Source organism: Massilia polaris, assembly GCF_012927275.1.
GTDB classification, from domain to species: Bacteria; Pseudomonadota; Gammaproteobacteria; order Burkholderiales; family Burkholderiaceae_D; genus Telluria_A; species Telluria_A polaris.
The window spans coordinates 318743-332946 of the sequence record NZ_JABBGG010000004.1 but is presented as its reverse complement, the minus strand read 5'-3'; the positions used below and the strand labels follow the sequence as shown (position 1 = coordinate 332946).

Annotated in this window: 13 protein-coding genes; 10 read left to right on the top strand and 3 right to left on the bottom strand. The window is 62.3% G+C overall.

All coding sequences use genetic code 11. The annotated features are described in order from the left end of the window. Window positions 1-95: 95 nt before the first annotated feature. On the bottom strand, window positions 96-2792 hold the full coding sequence (gene aceE / locus HHL21_RS09455; protein WP_169465054.1) for a pyruvate dehydrogenase (acetyl-transferring), homodimeric type: 2697 nt from the start codon (window positions 2790-2792) through the stop codon (window positions 96-98). A gap of 227 nt (window positions 2793-3019) precedes the next feature. Here aceE and folD point away from each other — a divergent pair, with 227 nt between their 5' ends. The 6 genes from folD (at window position 3020) to HHL21_RS09425 (ending at window position 9220) form a co-directional block, all read left to right on the top strand. After that, complete coding sequence (gene folD / locus HHL21_RS09450) at window positions 3020-3865, top strand: bifunctional methylenetetrahydrofolate dehydrogenase/methenyltetrahydrofolate cyclohydrolase FolD (RefSeq protein ID WP_169465052.1); 846 nt, start codon at window positions 3020-3022, stop codon at window positions 3863-3865. A gap of 39 nt (window positions 3866-3904) precedes the next feature. After that, complete coding sequence (locus HHL21_RS09445; protein ID WP_169465050.1) at window positions 3905-5989, top strand: M3 family metallopeptidase; 2085 nt, start codon at window positions 3905-3907, stop codon at window positions 5987-5989. Window positions 5990-6342: 353 nt separating this feature from the next. After that, the gene (locus HHL21_RS09440) at window positions 6343-6996 is read left to right on the top strand and encodes a glutaredoxin family protein (RefSeq protein ID WP_229496255.1); all 654 of its coding nucleotides are present in this window, start codon (window positions 6343-6345) and stop codon (window positions 6994-6996) included. A gap of 4 nt (window positions 6997-7000) precedes the next feature. After that, window positions 7001-7426, top strand: a complete 426-nt coding sequence (locus tag HHL21_RS09435) for a DNA polymerase III subunit chi (RefSeq protein WP_169465048.1) — start codon at window positions 7001-7003, stop codon at window positions 7424-7426. Beyond that, the gene (locus HHL21_RS09430; RefSeq protein ID WP_169465046.1) at window positions 7423-7791 is read left to right on the top strand and encodes a DUF2486 family protein; all 369 of its coding nucleotides are present in this window, start codon (window positions 7423-7425) and stop codon (window positions 7789-7791) included. The genes HHL21_RS09435 and HHL21_RS09430 overlap by 4 nt, the downstream gene beginning before the upstream one ends. Before the next feature lie 286 nt (window positions 7792-8077). Next, window positions 8078-9220, top strand: a complete 1143-nt coding sequence (locus HHL21_RS09425) for a branched-chain amino acid ABC transporter substrate-binding protein (RefSeq protein WP_169465044.1) — start codon at window positions 8078-8080, stop codon at window positions 9218-9220. Between the two features lie 94 nt (window positions 9221-9314). Here HHL21_RS09425 and HHL21_RS09420 read toward each other — a convergent pair whose 3' ends face one another. Beyond that, window positions 9315-9623: a c-type cytochrome gene (locus HHL21_RS09420; RefSeq protein WP_169465042.1), complete on the bottom strand. Its 309-nt coding sequence runs from the start codon at window positions 9621-9623 to the stop codon at window positions 9315-9317. Between the two features lie 193 nt (window positions 9624-9816). On the opposite strand from HHL21_RS09420, the gene HHL21_RS09415 reads away from it, so the two are divergent. Continuing rightward, on the top strand, window positions 9817-10044 hold the full coding sequence (locus HHL21_RS09415; RefSeq protein WP_169465040.1) for a TIGR04438 family Trp-rich protein: 228 nt from the start codon (window positions 9817-9819) through the stop codon (window positions 10042-10044). A gap of 63 nt (window positions 10045-10107) precedes the next feature. Here HHL21_RS09415 and ilvD read toward each other — a convergent pair whose 3' ends face one another. Next, window positions 10108-11790: a dihydroxy-acid dehydratase gene (gene ilvD / locus HHL21_RS09410; RefSeq protein WP_169465038.1), complete on the bottom strand. Its 1683-nt coding sequence runs from the start codon at window positions 11788-11790 to the stop codon at window positions 10108-10110. A gap of 125 nt (window positions 11791-11915) precedes the next feature. Between ilvD and HHL21_RS09405 the strand changes: the two genes are divergently transcribed. From HHL21_RS09405 to HHL21_RS09395, 3 genes are read left to right on the top strand one after another with little or no spacing between them, the layout of a single operon-like run. Further along, window positions 11916-12821 carry a LysR family transcriptional regulator gene (locus tag HHL21_RS09405; RefSeq protein ID WP_169465036.1) on the top strand — a complete coding sequence of 302 codons (906 nt, stop codon included), beginning with the start codon at window positions 11916-11918 and terminating at the stop codon, window positions 12819-12821. Continuing rightward, window positions 12815-13624, top strand: coding sequence for a prolipoprotein diacylglyceryl transferase (lgt, locus tag HHL21_RS09400; protein ID WP_169465034.1), 810 nt, complete (start codon window positions 12815-12817; stop codon window positions 13622-13624). The genes HHL21_RS09405 and lgt overlap by 7 nt, the downstream gene beginning before the upstream one ends. Before the next feature lie 6 nt (window positions 13625-13630). After that, complete coding sequence (locus tag HHL21_RS09395) at window positions 13631-14167, top strand: GNAT family N-acetyltransferase (RefSeq protein WP_169465032.1); 537 nt, start codon at window positions 13631-13633, stop codon at window positions 14165-14167. Window positions 14168-14204 lie beyond the last annotated feature (37 nt).

Genomic DNA, 14204 nt, shown 5'->3' with positions numbered 1-14204 from the left:
TAGCCACGTCGTCCCCGCGAAGGCGGGGACCCATGCTGAGCTGGCTATTCGTAGTCAGCATGGGTTCCCGTTTTCACGGGAACGACGGCGCTGATTTACTGAGTCACCGGATTTGGCTTGTTCGGATCGATGCCGTACTTCGCTACCGCGTCAGCGACAACCGACGCGGCGATCGTACCCTCTTCCGCCAGCGACTTCAGCGCCGCAACGGTGATGTAGTAGCGGTTCACTTCGAAGAACTCGCGCAGCTTGACGCGGCTGTCCGAGCGGCCGAAACCGTCGGTACCCAGCACGCGGTAAGTGCGGCCCTTCGGCATGAACGCGCGGATCTGCTCCGCGAACAGGCGCATGTAGTCGGTCGTCGCAACGATCGGGCCGCTGGTCTTTTCCATCAGCGAGGTCACGTACGGTACGCGCGGCGCAGCGGTCGGATTGACCAGGTTCCAGCGTTCGGCGTCCTGGCCATCGCGCGCCACCAGGGTCAGCGACGGAGCGGACCAGATGTCGGCAGCGATGCCCCAGTCCTTCAGCAGCAGTTCGGCGGCGAAGATCGATTCGCGCAGGATGGTGCCCGAGCCGATCAGCTGCACGCGCTGCTTGGCGTTTGCGTCGCCGCCCGAGAGGAGGTACATGCCCTTCAGGATTCCCTCTTCGCTGCCTGGCTTGAGGCCAGGGTGCGTGTAGTTCTCGTTCATCAGCGTGATGTAGTAGAACACATCCTGCTGTTCCGCCACCATGCGGCGCAGGCCGTCCTGCACGATCACCGCGACTTCGTGCGAGAAGGTCGGGTCGTACGGCATGCAGTTAGGAATGGTCGCCGCCATGATGTGGCTGTGGCCATCTTCGTGCTGCAGGCCTTCGCCGTTCAGCGTGGTGCGTCCGGCGGTGCCGCCCATCAGGAAGCCGCGTGCCCGCATGTCGCCTGCCGCCCAGGCCAGGTCGCCGATGCGCTGCATGCCGAACATCGAGTAGAACGTGTAGAACGGGATCATTACGCGGTTGTTGGTCGAGTACGACGTCGCCGCTGCGATCCACGAACTCATGCCGCCCGCTTCGTTGATGCCTTCCTGGAGGATCTGGCCGGCCTTGTCTTCGCGGTAGTACATGACCTGGTCCTTGTCGACCGGCTCGTACAACTGGCCCTGCTGGTTGAAGATGCCGATCTGGCGGAACAGGCCTTCCATACCGAAGGTGCGCGATTCGTCGACCAGGATCGGCACGATGCGCTGGCCCAGGTTCTCGTCGCGCAGCAAGGTCGAGATGATGCGCACGAACGCCTGCGTGGTCGAGATTTCGCGGCCTTCGGCGGTGGCGTCGAGGACGTTCTTGAATGCCGACAGTTCCGGCACCGGCAGGACTTCTTCGGCCTTCTCGCGGCGCTGCGGCAGGTAGCCGCCGAGCGCCTTGCGGCGTGCATGCAGGTACTGCATTTCCGGCGAATCTTCGGCCGGCTTGAAGAACGGGATGTCCTTCAGCTGGTCGTCCGGGATCGGGATGGCGAAGCGGTCGCGCATTTCGCGGATCGCTTCGTCGTCCAGCTTCTTGGTCTGGTGCGCGGTGTTGCGCGCTTCGCCCGACTTGCCCATGCCGAAGCCCTTGACGGTCTTCACCAGCAGCACGGTCGGGGTGCCTTTGTTGTCCTGCGCGTTCTTGAACGCGGCGTAGATCTTGTGCGGGTCGTGGCCGCCGCGGGTCAGGCGCCAGATGTCGTCGTCGGTCATGTTGGCGACCATCTTCAGCAAATCAGGGTGCTTGCCGAAGAAGTTCTTGCGCACGTAGGCGCCGTCCTTGGCCTTGTAGTTCTGGTATTCGCCGTCGACGGTTTCCATCATCACGCGCTGCAGGATGCCGTCCTTGTCCTGGGCCAGCAGGGCGTCCCAGCCCGGGCCCCAGATGACCTTGACGACGTTCCAGCCGGCGCCGCGGAAGTCCGCTTCGAGTTCCTGGATGATCTTGCCGTTGCCGCGCACAGGGCCGTCGAGGCGCTGCAGGTTGCAGTTGACGACCATGACCAGGTTGTCGAGGCGTTCGCGCGAGGCCATGCCGATCGCGCCCATCGATTCCGGCTCGTCCATCTCGCCGTCGCCGCAGAAGACCCAGACCTTGCGGTTTTCGGTGTCGGCGATGCCGCGTGCGTGCAGGTACTTCAGGAAGCGCGCCTGGTAGATCGCCATCAGCGGGCCAAGGCCCATCGACACGGTCGGGAACTGCCAGAACTTCGGCATCAGTTTAGGGTGCGGGTACGACGACAGGCCCTTGCCGTCGACTTCGCGGCGGAAGTTCAGCAGCTGGTCTTCGGTGATGCGGCCTTCGAGGAAGGCGCGCGCGTAGATGCCTGGCGAGGAGTGGCCCTGGATGTACAGCAGGTCGCCGCCATGGCCTTCGCTCGGGGCGCGCCAGAAGTGGTTGAAACCGATGCCCAGCATGTTCGCCAGCGAGGCGAACGACGAAATGTGGCCGCCCAGGTCGCCATCGGCGCGGTTGGCCTTGACCACCATCGCCATCGCGTTCCAGCGCATCCACGAGCGCAGGCGCTCTTCGAATTCGAGGTTGCCTGGGCAGTGTTCTTCGAGATGGGTGGGGATGGTGTTGACGTATGCGGTATTGCTGGAAAATGGAATGACGGCGCCGCGGCGGCGGGCCAGGTCGACCAGGCGCTCCATCAGGTAGTGTGCGCGTTCAGGGCCTTCGTTTTCGATGACCGCTTCGAGCGCGTCGAGCCATTCCCTGGTTTCGAGCGTGTCCGGATCGTTGGCGGCTTGTGCCGTCAACTGGTCGAGTTGAGCTGACATTGGTGCGTCTCCTTTGTTAGTGCCCTACCCGATCCGCGGGACCGCAGTTGGACGTTTTTGCTAAGTGTCTGAAAATACCATTAATTAGTGTGGGAATTCTAACAGCACTCTTAAAGATTTTCAAATTGCGGAAGATCGTTTCATATTGTGGAATATACGTACCGGCATCAGGGCAGCGATAGCTCCCACGCCTTATAATCGCTATTTTCCCTGCCCTATTGACAATCATGCCTGCTCAACTGATCGACGGAATCGCCCTCTCCCAACAACTGCGCTCGGAAATCGCCCAGCGCGCCGCGGCGCTTACGGCCAAGGGCAAGCAGCCCGGCCTGGCCGTCATCCTGGTAGGCGAAGATCCGGCCAGCCAGGTATATGTACGCAACAAGGTCAAGGCCTGCGGCGACGTCGGCTTCCACTCGGTGCTCGAAAAGTACGACGCCGACCTGAGCGAAGCGGCCCTGCTCGACCGCATCGCGTCGCTGAACGCCGATCCGTCGATTCACGGTATCCTTGTGCAGATGCCGCTGCCGAAGCACATCAACCCGCACAAGGTGATCGAAGCGATTTCGACCACCAAGGACGTCGACGGCTACTCGGTGCTGTCCGCCGGAGAGCTGATGACCGGCCTGACCGGCTTCCGTCCATGCACCCCGTACGGTTGCATGAAACTGATCGAAAGCACCGGCATCGACCTGCGCGGCAAACATGCGGTGGTCATCGGCCGCAGCAACACGGTCGGCAAGCCAATGGGCCTGCTGCTCTTGCAAGCCAACGCCACCGTGACCATATGCCATAGCGCGACGCCGGACCTGGCCTACCATACGCGCCAGGCAGACGTCGTGGTCGCCGCGGTCGGACGCCGCAACACGCTGACCGCCGACATGGTCAAGCCGGGCGCGGTCGTCATCGACGTCGGCATGAACCGCGACGACAACGGCAAGCTGTGTGGCGACGTCGACACCGCCAACGTGCGCGAAGTGGCCTCCTTCATCACCCCGGTGCCGGGCGGCGTCGGACCGATGACGATTACGATGCTGCTGATGAATACGGTGGAAGCGGCCGAACGAACCTAAGAACGCGGCAAGGCCGCGAACAACGAACTGGAAAATGACATGACGACTACGAATGCAAATCCCCTCCTCGACTTTTCCGGCCTGCCGCGCTTCGATCAATTCAAGCCCGAACACGTAGGACCTGCGGTCGATGAACTGATCGCCAAGGCCAGCGCGGTCGTCGCCAGCCTCGAAGCGCCGAGCGATAACGTCACGTGGGAAAACTTCGTCGTGCCGCTGGAGGAATCGACCGAACGCCTGGGCCGCGCCTGGGGCATCGTCAACCACCTGAACAACGTGGCCGATACGCCTGAACTGCGCGCCACCTACAACGAGAACCTGCCGAAAGTGACCGAGTTCTGGACCGCGCTGGCGCAGAACGAAGCGCTGTTCGCCAAGTACAAGGCGATCGCTGCCAGCCCAGAGTTTTCGACGCTGTCGGCGGCGCGCCAGAAACTGGTCGGTAACGCGGTGCGCGACTTCCGCCTCGGCGGCGCCGAACTGCCGGCCGACCGCAAGGAACGCTTCGCCGACATCCAGGAACAGCAGGCCGCCGTGTCGACCCGCTTCTCCGAGAACGTGCTGGACGCGACCAACGACTACAAGCTGCTGGTCGACAGCGAAGGCGACCTGGCCGGCGTGCCGGACGACGTCAAGCAGGCCGCGCGCGCTGCCGCCGAAGCCGAGGGCAAAACTGGCTTCCTGTTCACGCTGCACTTCCCATCCTACTTCCCGCTGCTGCAGTTCGCCGACAAGCGCGACCTGCGCGAAACGATCTACCGCGCCAGCGCCACCAAGGCGTCGGAGCAAGGCAGCTTATTCAGCGAGATGGAAAAATGGGACAACAGCGAGAACATTTCGACCCTGCTGAAGCTGCGCAATGAAGAGGCGCGCCTGCTCGACTACCGCAACTTCGCCGAAGTGTCGCTGGTGCCGAAGATGGCGCAAAGCCCTGAGCACGTGATCGAATTCCTCGAAGACCTGGCCAAACGCGCGCGCCCGTATGCCGAGAAGGACCTGGCCGAACTGCGCGCCTTCGCGAAGGACGAACTGGGCATCGACAAGCTCGAGGCCTGGGACGTCTCCTACGCATCCGAAAAGCTGCGCGAGCAGCGCTACGCGTTCTCGGCGCAGGAAGTGAAGGAGTACTTCCCCGAGCCGAAGGTTATCGACGGCCTGTTCCGCCTTGTGCAAAGCCTGTTCTCGGTCGAGATCAAGCCTGACACCGCGCCTGTGTGGCACCCGGACGTGCGCTTCTACCGCATCGAACGCGACGGCCAACTGGTCGGCCAGTTCTACTTCGACCTGTACGCCCGCGCCGGCAAGGGCGGTGGCGCCTGGATGGACGACGCGCGCGGCCGCAAGCTCGATACCGGCGGCGTGGTGCAGACCCCGATCGCCTACCTGACCTGCAACTTCACGCCGCCGGCGACAGTCGATGGCCAGCTGCAGCCATCGGTGTTCACGCACGATGAAGTGACCACGCTGTTCCACGAATTCGGCCATGGCCTGCATCACATGCTGACCGAAGTCGAAGAACTGGGCGTGTCGGGCATTTCGGGCGTCGAGTGGGACGCGGTCGAACTGCCGTCGCAGTTCCTTGAGAACTTCTGCTGGGAGTGGGACGTACTGCAGCACCTGACGGCGCACGTGAAGACGGGCGAACCGCTGCCGCGCGCGCTGTACGACAAGATGCTGGCCGCGAAAAATTTCCAGTCCGGGATGCAGACCCTGCGCCAGGTCGAGTTCTCGCTGGTCGACATGCACCTGCACTACGACTACGATCCGGCCAGCGCGCGCAGCGTGCAGGAACTGATCAACGAAGTACGCGAGAAGTTCTCGGTGATGATGCCGCCGTCGTTCAACCGCTTCCAGCACTCGTTCGGCCACATCTTCTCAGGCGGGTACGCCGCCGGTTACTATAGCTACAAGTGGGCTGAAGTCTTGTCCGCGGACGCCTATGCCGCCTTTGAAGAAGCGGTGGAAGCGGGTGGCGGCACACTGTCGGAAGAAACCGGCAAGCGCTTCCAGCAAGAGATCCTGGCGGTCGGCGGCTCGCGCCCCGCGCTGGAATCGTTCAAGGCCTTCCGCGGCCGCGAACCGAACATCGACGCCCTGTTGCGGCATAGCGGCATGAAGGCCTGAACGGGCCTCACGCCGCGGGAGAGACTTTGACATCCTCCCCTTCGTAAACGGAAGGGGATTCCCACTGCTGGCGTCTGATGCCCCAGACGGAAGCCGGACTGAAAGTAGCCCAGCTTCTTATTCAATCCGCAGGATATCTCTCGACCTCGCCTAAGGCGACTGCGGATCGGAAAAAAAACGGTGCAGGTGACTCATGCCCCAGCGCGTAATCGCATACTGAAGCACTTATGGAGTTTGACCATGCCCCAACAACCAAGTTCAAAACATTTTTTCACCTGGACGGCTGCGGGCGCTACGCGCCCGGCTCCTTTCACGCCCTGCCCTGAAGGACAGGGTTTCTCGGAGCAATTCTGATGAAAGTGGCAAAGATGATTCCTGCGGCGGTTGGCGTTGCGCTGCTCCTGCTTGGCGCGGCGGCCAGCGCGCAGGTCTACAAATGGGTCGATGCGAAGGGTGTGACGCATTACAGCGACACGCCGCCCGCCTCCAAACAGGCCGAGGTCAAGGCATACGCCGGCGCCGATGCGGTGCTGGTGCCGCTGCCCTACGAGCTGGCGCGGGTCGCGCGTAGTGCGCCGGTGACCTTGTACACAACGCCTAAATGCCAGGGCTGCGACGCCGGCCGCGCGCTGCTCAAGGCGCGCGGCATTCCGTTTTCCGAGAAGACGGTGACCACGGCGTCCGACCAGGACAAGCTGAAAGAAGCAGGCAGCGACGGCCAGTTGCCGCTGCTGCTGGTCGGGCGCAACAAGCTGCTCGGATTCCAGTCCGATGCGTGGGACAGCGCGCTCACCAATGCTGCGTACCCGGCCAGGAGCATGCTGCCATCGCGCTACCGTCATCCTGACGCCGTCGCGGCGGCGCCGGTGGCGAAGGGACCATCGCCCGAGATCCTTGAGCGCGAAGCGGCGCGTGTAGCTGAAGCCGAAGCTGCGGCTGCCGCCGCGCGCGAAACGGCAGCGCGCGAAAAGAAAAAATCCAACACGGCGCCAGCCTTCCAATTCTGATCTCATGACACGCATCGACTTCCACACCAATATTCCGGACAAGCTCACCTACGCCTGCCGGCTTGCGCGCAAGGCCTACGCGGCGCGCGGCAAGCTGGTGCTGCTGGCGGAGGATGCCGCGCAGGCTGCGGCGCTGAACGAAGCCTTGTGGAACCTCTCGGAGACCGACTTCCTGCCGCATGCAATGGCGGGCGACGCGCTTGCGCCGCAGTCGCCGATCATCGTCACCGACAACGAAGAAGCCGAGCTGCCGCATGCCGACATGCTGGTCAACCTGACGCGCCGGGTGCCGTCGACGGTGGACCGGTTCCAGCGCGTGTTCGAGATTATCTCGACCGATGAAGAAGACGCCGCGGCGGGGCGCAAGCGCTACGTCGCGTACAAACAGCAATCCTACCCACTGACCCATTTCGTCGCAGGACAGACATGAGCAACCAGGTTTTCGACGCGAGCATCCCGGTACTGACTGAGGTTTTCGAGGAAAAAGCGGAGGCGGAGGCGCCGGTACAGGACACGCTGCACGCGGAACTGAAGCAGCGCGCCATCGAGGACTGGAGCGAGCCTGAGTGGACCCTGCTTGAGCGGCGGCTGACGGAGCGGATTTTGCAGCAGCTGCAGGGGCGGGTGGACTTCGTGCTGGAGCAGCGGCTGAAGGACAGCATGGAAGACGTGCTGCGGCACGCGGTGGCCGGGCTGACGGCGGAGATCCAGCAGGGGCTGCAGGACACGATTGAGAAAATCGTGGTGCGGGCGGTGGCGCAGGAGCTGGCGCATCTGCAGGCCCTGAAGAAGTAAAACGTCGAGTCGTCTGCATATAGGGTGTAGGGGTGGAAAAGCGCGGAGCGCACATTCCGCCAAGTCGCTGCATGGCGGAATGTGCCTTGCGTCGCGCCCCTTTCATCTGCTTACAAATCCAGCACAATCGCAGTGCACCACGCCCTCCGGCGGTGCGTTACCCCATCAAGGCCAAGAAAATTTAAGTTTAGCCTTTGCTAAGCTTTTAATTTGTTGTACCTTTTGCCTACGCAAAATTTATAAAGGCGTCACGAACGCCTGGTTTTCTACCTATTGGAGGAAGTATATGCAGTTCACCACGAAACTCATTCCACTGGCCATCGCGATCGCCTTTGCCGGCTCTGCCAGCGCACAGGAAGTCGTCCGTATCGGCCACGTTGGCCCGATCTCCGGCGCCAGCGCGCACCTGGGCAAGGACAACGAAAACGGCGCCAAGATGGCAATCGAGGAACTGAACGCCAAGGGCTTCACGCTCGGCGGCAAGAAAGTGAAACTCGAACTGCTGCTGGAAGACGACGGCGCCGATCCAAAGCAAGGCACCGCGGTCGCCCAGAAACTGGTCGACGCCAAAGTGCACGGCGTGATCGGCCACCTGAACTCGGGTACCACCGTTCCTGCATCGAAGATCTACCACGACGCCGGCATCCCACAGATTTCGCCATCGGCAACCACCCCGCAATACACCAAGCAGGGCTTCAAGTCGGCATTCCGCGTGGTCGCGAACGACAACAAACTGGGCGGCACGCTGGGCTCCTACGCGGTCGACACCCTGAAAGCCAAGAACATCGCCGTGATCGACGACCGCTCGGCCTACGGCCAGGGCGTGGCTGACGAATTCGTCAAAGGCGCGAAGAAGAAATTCCCAGGCGTGAAGATCGTCGGCAAAGAATTCACCAACCCGAACGCAACCGACTTCACCGCCATCCTGACGTCGATCAAGGCCAAGAAGCCCGACCTGATTTTCTTCGGCGGCATGGACGCAGTTGGCGGCCCGATGCTCAAGCAAATGAAGGCGCTGGGCATCCAGGCGAAATTCATGGGCGGCGACGGCATCTGCACCGAAGCGCTGTCACGCCTGGCTGGCGACGGCCTGGGTGAAAGCAATGTCACCTGCGCTGAAGCAGGCGGCGTCAAGGGCCCGCAGGAGAAGGCCATGAGCGACTTCCAGGCGCGCTACAAGAAGAAGTACAACATCGACGTCCAGCTGTACGCGCCATATGTGTACGACGCTGTGATGGTGATGGCGACCGCGATGAAGAACGCCAACTCGGCCGATCCTGCCAAGTACCTGCCTGAACTGAAGAAGATCAAGTACCAGGGCGTGACCGGCAACATCCAGTTCGACCCGAAGGGCGACCTCCAGAACGGCGCGCTGACCCTGTTCACCTACAAGGGCGGCAAGAAGACCAAGATGGACGTCATCTACTAATCGCATCAGCCTCGTCGGGGAGGATTTTTCCCGGAGAGGAAGCGATGGACGTAAAAAACGCGCCGATGGCGCGTTTTTCATTGGATGCGGAAGATTACTTCTGCGCCAGGACCCACTTGATCAGGGTCTTCGCTTCAGCGTCGCTCACCTGTGGATTGGCTGGCATCGGGACCGCGCCCCAGGCGCCGGAGCCGCCCTTCAGCACTTTGCCAGTCAGTTTCGCTTCAGCGTCTTTCTGGCCGGCGTACTTGGCAGCCACATCCTTGAACGCAGGGCCGACCAGCTTGTTTGCAACCGCGTGGCACGCCATGCAGTTCTTGGCCTTGGCCAGGTCTGCATTCGCCATGGCGCTCGAAGAAGCAAGCGCCGACATCGCCACAACTACCAACAGGGACCGTTTCATTTATTTCTCCAAGATAACAAAAACTTCAGGCTGCATTTTACCGCGTAAACCACGCGCTCACATGCGCCCTCTTGTATTCCATAACGCGCCAGCCCTCTCCCCGGTTGACCAGATGTTGCACCCAGGACACACCAAAAATCACCACGGCCTCAGCGAAACTTTGTAAGATGCAGCTAAGAAAAGGAGTCTCCTCATGCCACTCATCATTCTCATTGTTTTACTGGTCGGACTGCGCTACTTCGAAGTCTGGCGATTCGCCGAGATTTCGTGGTGGTGGATTGTTGGACTGATGGTGGTTGCGTTCATCTGGTTCGAGTTCATCGAAAAGATACTCGGCCTGGACAAGAAAAAGCAGCACGACGTCGACGAACAGCGCCGCAAAGACCGCGTCAAGCAAAGCTTCGACAAGACCCGCAAGTAACGTTTCGCTAAATCGGGGTCCGTCCCCAGGGACAGACCCCGAATTGCTTAAGCGACGAGCTTGTCAGCCGGTGACGGCGCCCTTGCTGGCGGTCGATGTCAGCGCGGCAAACTTTGCCAGCACGCCGCGGGTGTAGCGCGGCGCAGGCTGCTTCCATTCGGCGCGGCGGCGGGCGATTTCTTGGTCGGGGACGTTGAGCTGGATCAGCAGCTTGTGGGCGTCGATTGTCACCGAGTCCCCTTCCTGTACCAGCGCAATCGTGCCGCCGTCGAACGCTTCCGGCGAGACGTGCCCAACCACCATTCCCCAGGTTCCGCCCGAGAAGCGACCGTCCGTGATCAATCCGACCGAGTCGCCCATGCCCTTGCCGATCAGCGCCGAAGTCGGCGCGAGCATTTCGGGCATGCCCGGCCCGCCCTTTGGCCCCAGATAGCGCATTACCAGCACGTCGCCGGGCTTGATCTGGTCCGCCAGAATCGCTTCCATCGCCGCATATTCGTCGTTGAACACGCGCGCGGGCCCGGTAATCGCCGGGTTCTTCAGGCCCGTGATCTTGGCGACGCAGCCTTCCGGCGACAGGTTGCCCTTCAGTATGGCCAGGTGTCCCTGCGCATACAAAGCCTTGTCGAGCGGGCGGATGACGTCCTGGTTCGGATTGAGCGCCGGCACACTGGCCAGTTCTTCCGCCAAAGTACGGCCGGTGATGGTTATGCAATTCCCGTTCAGCAGGCCGCCGTCGAGCAGCAGCTTGAGCACTTGCGGGATGCCGCCGGCCTTGTGCAGGTCCGTCGCGACATACTGCCCCGACGGCTTCAGGTTGCAGATGACCGGCACCTTGCGGCGCATACGCTCGAAGTCGTCGATGGTCCATTCGACTTCGGCCGCGTGCGCGATCGCCAGGTAGTGCAGCACGGCATTGGTCGAGCCGCCCGTGGCCATGATCAGCGCGACCGCGTTTTCGATCGATTCGCGCGTGATGATGTCGCGCGGTTTGAGGTCGCGCTTGACGGCTTCGACCAGAACGCGGGCCGACTCGGCCGCCGAACCGACCTTCTCGTCGTCCGGATTGGCCATGGTCGACGAGTACATCAGCGACATGCCGAGCGCTTCGAATGAGGACGACATCGTGTTTGCCGTGTACATGCCGCCGCACGAGCCCGACGACGGGCAGGCGTTGCGTTCGATGCCATCGAAGTCTTCCTTCGACATGCGCCCCGCGGTATATTCGCCGACCGCTTCGAACGACGATACGATCGTCAGGTCCTTGCCCTTCCAGTTGCCCGGCTTGATGGTGCCGCCGTAGACGTAGATCGCCGGAACGTTGGTGCGCGCCATCGCGATCATCCCGCCCGGCATGTTCTTGTCGCAGCCGCCGATTGCCATGATGCCATCCATCCACTGCCCATTGACTGCGGTTTCGATGCAGTCAGCGATCACTTCGCGGGAGATGAGCGAATATTTCATGCCTTCGGTGCCCATCGACATGCCGTCCGAGATCGTCGGCGTGCCGAACACTTGCGGATTGGCGCCCGCTTCGCGCACCGCGCTGATGGCGATGTCGGCAAGTTTTTGGAGGCCTGAGTTGCATGGCGTGATGGTTGAGTGTCCGTTGGCGATGCCGATCATCGGCTTGTCGAAGTCGGCTTCCTGGTAGCCCAGCGCGTAATACATGGAACGGTTCGGGCTGCGCGCGACGCCTTCGGTGACGTTGCGGGACCGGCGGTTGTAGCGAGGCGTGTCAGCCATGGTGGGCTCCTGTTCTCTGATCTTGCCAGAATGCCCCCAGCACCCTCGCAAGTCAAATACCAAATGCTCGGTCTGTGATACGCTTCGAATATCACAGCGCGCAATACATAACGAGAATCATATCGATGAACCTGGAACTTCGACAACTCCGCTACTTCGTCGCCGTCGCCGAGGAACTGCACTTCGGCAAGGCGGCCGACCGGCTTCATATGACCCAGCCTCCCCTGTCGCAGGCGATCCACGCGCTGGAGGATATGCTCGGCACCCCGCTGTTCGTGCGCAACCGCCGCGCGGTAACGCTCGCGCCCGCTGGCGGGGCATTGCTGCCCGAGGCGCGCCGCATGCTCGCACAGGCGGCGGAAATTCCCCGACTGGTGTCACGCGCGGCCAGCGGCGAGTCGGGCCGCCTGTCGCTTGCTTTCGTATCGTCGGCCGACTACAGCGTACTGCCGCCATTCCTGCGCAACTACCGCGCCGCCTTTCCGCAGGTGCAGATCGTGCTGCAGGAGGCCACCTCCGACGTGCAGGTTGACGATTTGCTGCGTGAACGTATCGACGCCGGCCTGATCATTCCCCCGCTGCCCGAAAAAGCATTGCCCATCCTCGACTACCTGAAAGTGCTCGACGAACCGCTGATCCTCGCCGCGCCGGTCGGCCTCGATGCGCTCGGCATTCCCGGCCCAGTCTGGCTGAAAGACTTGCCGCGTCTGCCGCTGATCATCTTCCCGCGTCCGATCGCGCCAGCGTTGCACGACGCCATCCTCGCCGTTTTCCGCGCGGCAGGCATCACGCCGGAGGTCGGGCAGGAGGCGATCCAGATGCAGACCATCGTCAGCCTCGTATCGGCGGGCATGGGCTTGGCACTTGTGCCACAATCCGTCAGCAACCTGATGCGCCCCGGCGTAGAATACCGGGCGTTGCACGACCCGACGCCATTGGTGGAAACAGGCCTGGCCTGGCGCCGCGATAACACGTCGCCCGTGCTGCAAGGATTCCTCGACCTATTAAGAAAGAATATACTGACATGCTGACCCATCCGATGCCGGATCCCGTAGCCCTTCAACTCGGCCCGGTGGCCATCCACTGGTACGGCCTGATGTACGTGGTGGCGTTCGGCCTGTTCCTGCTGCTCGGCCGCGTGCGCATCAAGCAGCCGCACATCGCCGCGCAGGGCTGGAAGAACGAAGACCTCGACGACATGCTGTTCTACGGCATGCTCGGTGTGGTGATCGGCGGCCGGCTTGGCGAGGTGTTGTTCTACCGCCCTGATTATTTCTTCGCTAACCCGATCGAAATTCTCAAGGTGTGGCACGGCGGCATGTCCTTCCACGGCGGCTTCATTGGCGTGATGATCGCCATGTCGCTGTGGGCGCGCAAGTCTAGGCGCAACGTGCTCGATGTGTATGACTTCATCGCGCCGCTGGTGCCGCTTGGCTATGCTGCGGGTCGCATCGGCAACTTCATCAATGCGGAACTGCCCGGCCGCCTCGCTGACCCGAGCCTGCCGTGGGCCATGCTATGGCCTGGCGTCGACGGTCCGCGCCATCCGTCGCCGCTGTACCAGGCCCTGATCGATGGTGTGCTGGTGTTCATCTTCCTGTGGATCTATGCGCGCAAGGCACGTCCGCGCCTGGCGGTCGGCGCGATGTTCACCTTGCTGTATGGCTGTGCACGCTTCTTTACCGAATACTTCCGCGTCCCGGATTGGCAGGTCACCGTTGCCGGCGTTCCGATCACGTCGGGCCAGATGTTGTCGCTGCCGATGATCGTCGCCGCGATCGCGATATTGGTGTGGGCGTATTCGCGCGAAGGCGGGCGGCCGGTTCGCGCCTGACCTGCCATGGCCAAATTCACCGTCCGCCTGGCTGAAGAAAGGGACCTGCCCGAATTGCCGGCGCTGATTTCCGCGTCGGTGGGAACGCTGCAAAAATCCTTCCTGACCGACGCGCAGATCGAGGCCAGCCGCGCGATCATGAGCCTCGACACCCAGTTGGTGCGCGACGGCACCTATTTCGTCGTCGAATGCGACGGGCGGATCGTGGGATGTGGCGGATGGAGCAAGCGCGCCACGCTCTACGGTGGCGACAACAGCGTGCACGCGCGCGACCCCGCCCTGCTCGATCCAGCGCGCGACCCGGCGCGAGTGCGGGCGATGTACACGCACCCCGACTTCGCACGCCAAGGCGTGGCGAAGATCATTCTCGCCATGTGTGAGACAGCTGCAGCCGCCGAAGGTTTCGCGCGGGTCGGGTTAATGGCAACGATGAGCGGCGTGCCGCTGTACGAAGCAAACGGCTACCAGGCAGTGGCGCCCAATCCCGTAGACGTCAACGGCGTGGAAATCCCGCTGATCAAAATGGCAAAGTCCCTGGGCTGACGAACGCGCAGGTGCGGGACTTTCGGATCGTCCGCCA

What these genes read in the sequence shown, in the direction of transcription:
- HHL21_RS09435 (WP_169465048.1), top strand. Translation starts at nt 7,001, where the DNA reads ATGACACGCATCGACTTCCACACCAATATTCCGGACAAGCTCACCTAC.
- lgt (WP_169465034.1), top strand. Translation starts at nt 12,815, where the DNA reads ATGCTGACCCATCCGATGCCGGATCCCGTAGCCCTTCAACTCGGCCCG.
- ilvD (WP_169465038.1), bottom strand. Translation starts at nt 11,790, where the DNA reads ATGGCTGACACGCCTCGCTACAACCGCCGGTCCCGCAACGTCACCGAA.
- folD (WP_169465052.1), top strand. Translation starts at nt 3,020, where the DNA reads ATGCCTGCTCAACTGATCGACGGAATCGCCCTCTCCCAACAACTGCGC.
- HHL21_RS09440 (WP_229496255.1), top strand. Translation starts at nt 6,343, where the DNA reads ATGAAAGTGGCAAAGATGATTCCTGCGGCGGTTGGCGTTGCGCTGCTC.
- HHL21_RS09430 (WP_169465046.1), top strand. Translation starts at nt 7,423, where the DNA reads ATGAGCAACCAGGTTTTCGACGCGAGCATCCCGGTACTGACTGAGGTT.
- HHL21_RS09445 (WP_169465050.1), top strand. Translation starts at nt 3,905, where the DNA reads ATGACGACTACGAATGCAAATCCCCTCCTCGACTTTTCCGGCCTGCCG.
- aceE (WP_169465054.1), bottom strand. Translation starts at nt 2,792, where the DNA reads ATGTCAGCTCAACTCGACCAGTTGACGGCACAAGCCGCCAACGATCCG.
- HHL21_RS09395 (WP_169465032.1), top strand. Translation starts at nt 13,631, where the DNA reads ATGGCCAAATTCACCGTCCGCCTGGCTGAAGAAAGGGACCTGCCCGAA.
- HHL21_RS09425 (WP_169465044.1), top strand. Translation starts at nt 8,078, where the DNA reads ATGCAGTTCACCACGAAACTCATTCCACTGGCCATCGCGATCGCCTTT.
- HHL21_RS09415 (WP_169465040.1), top strand. Translation starts at nt 9,817, where the DNA reads ATGCCACTCATCATTCTCATTGTTTTACTGGTCGGACTGCGCTACTTC.
- HHL21_RS09420 (WP_169465042.1), bottom strand. Translation starts at nt 9,623, where the DNA reads ATGAAACGGTCCCTGTTGGTAGTTGTGGCGATGTCGGCGCTTGCTTCT.
- HHL21_RS09405 (WP_169465036.1), top strand. Translation starts at nt 11,916, where the DNA reads ATGAACCTGGAACTTCGACAACTCCGCTACTTCGTCGCCGTCGCCGAG.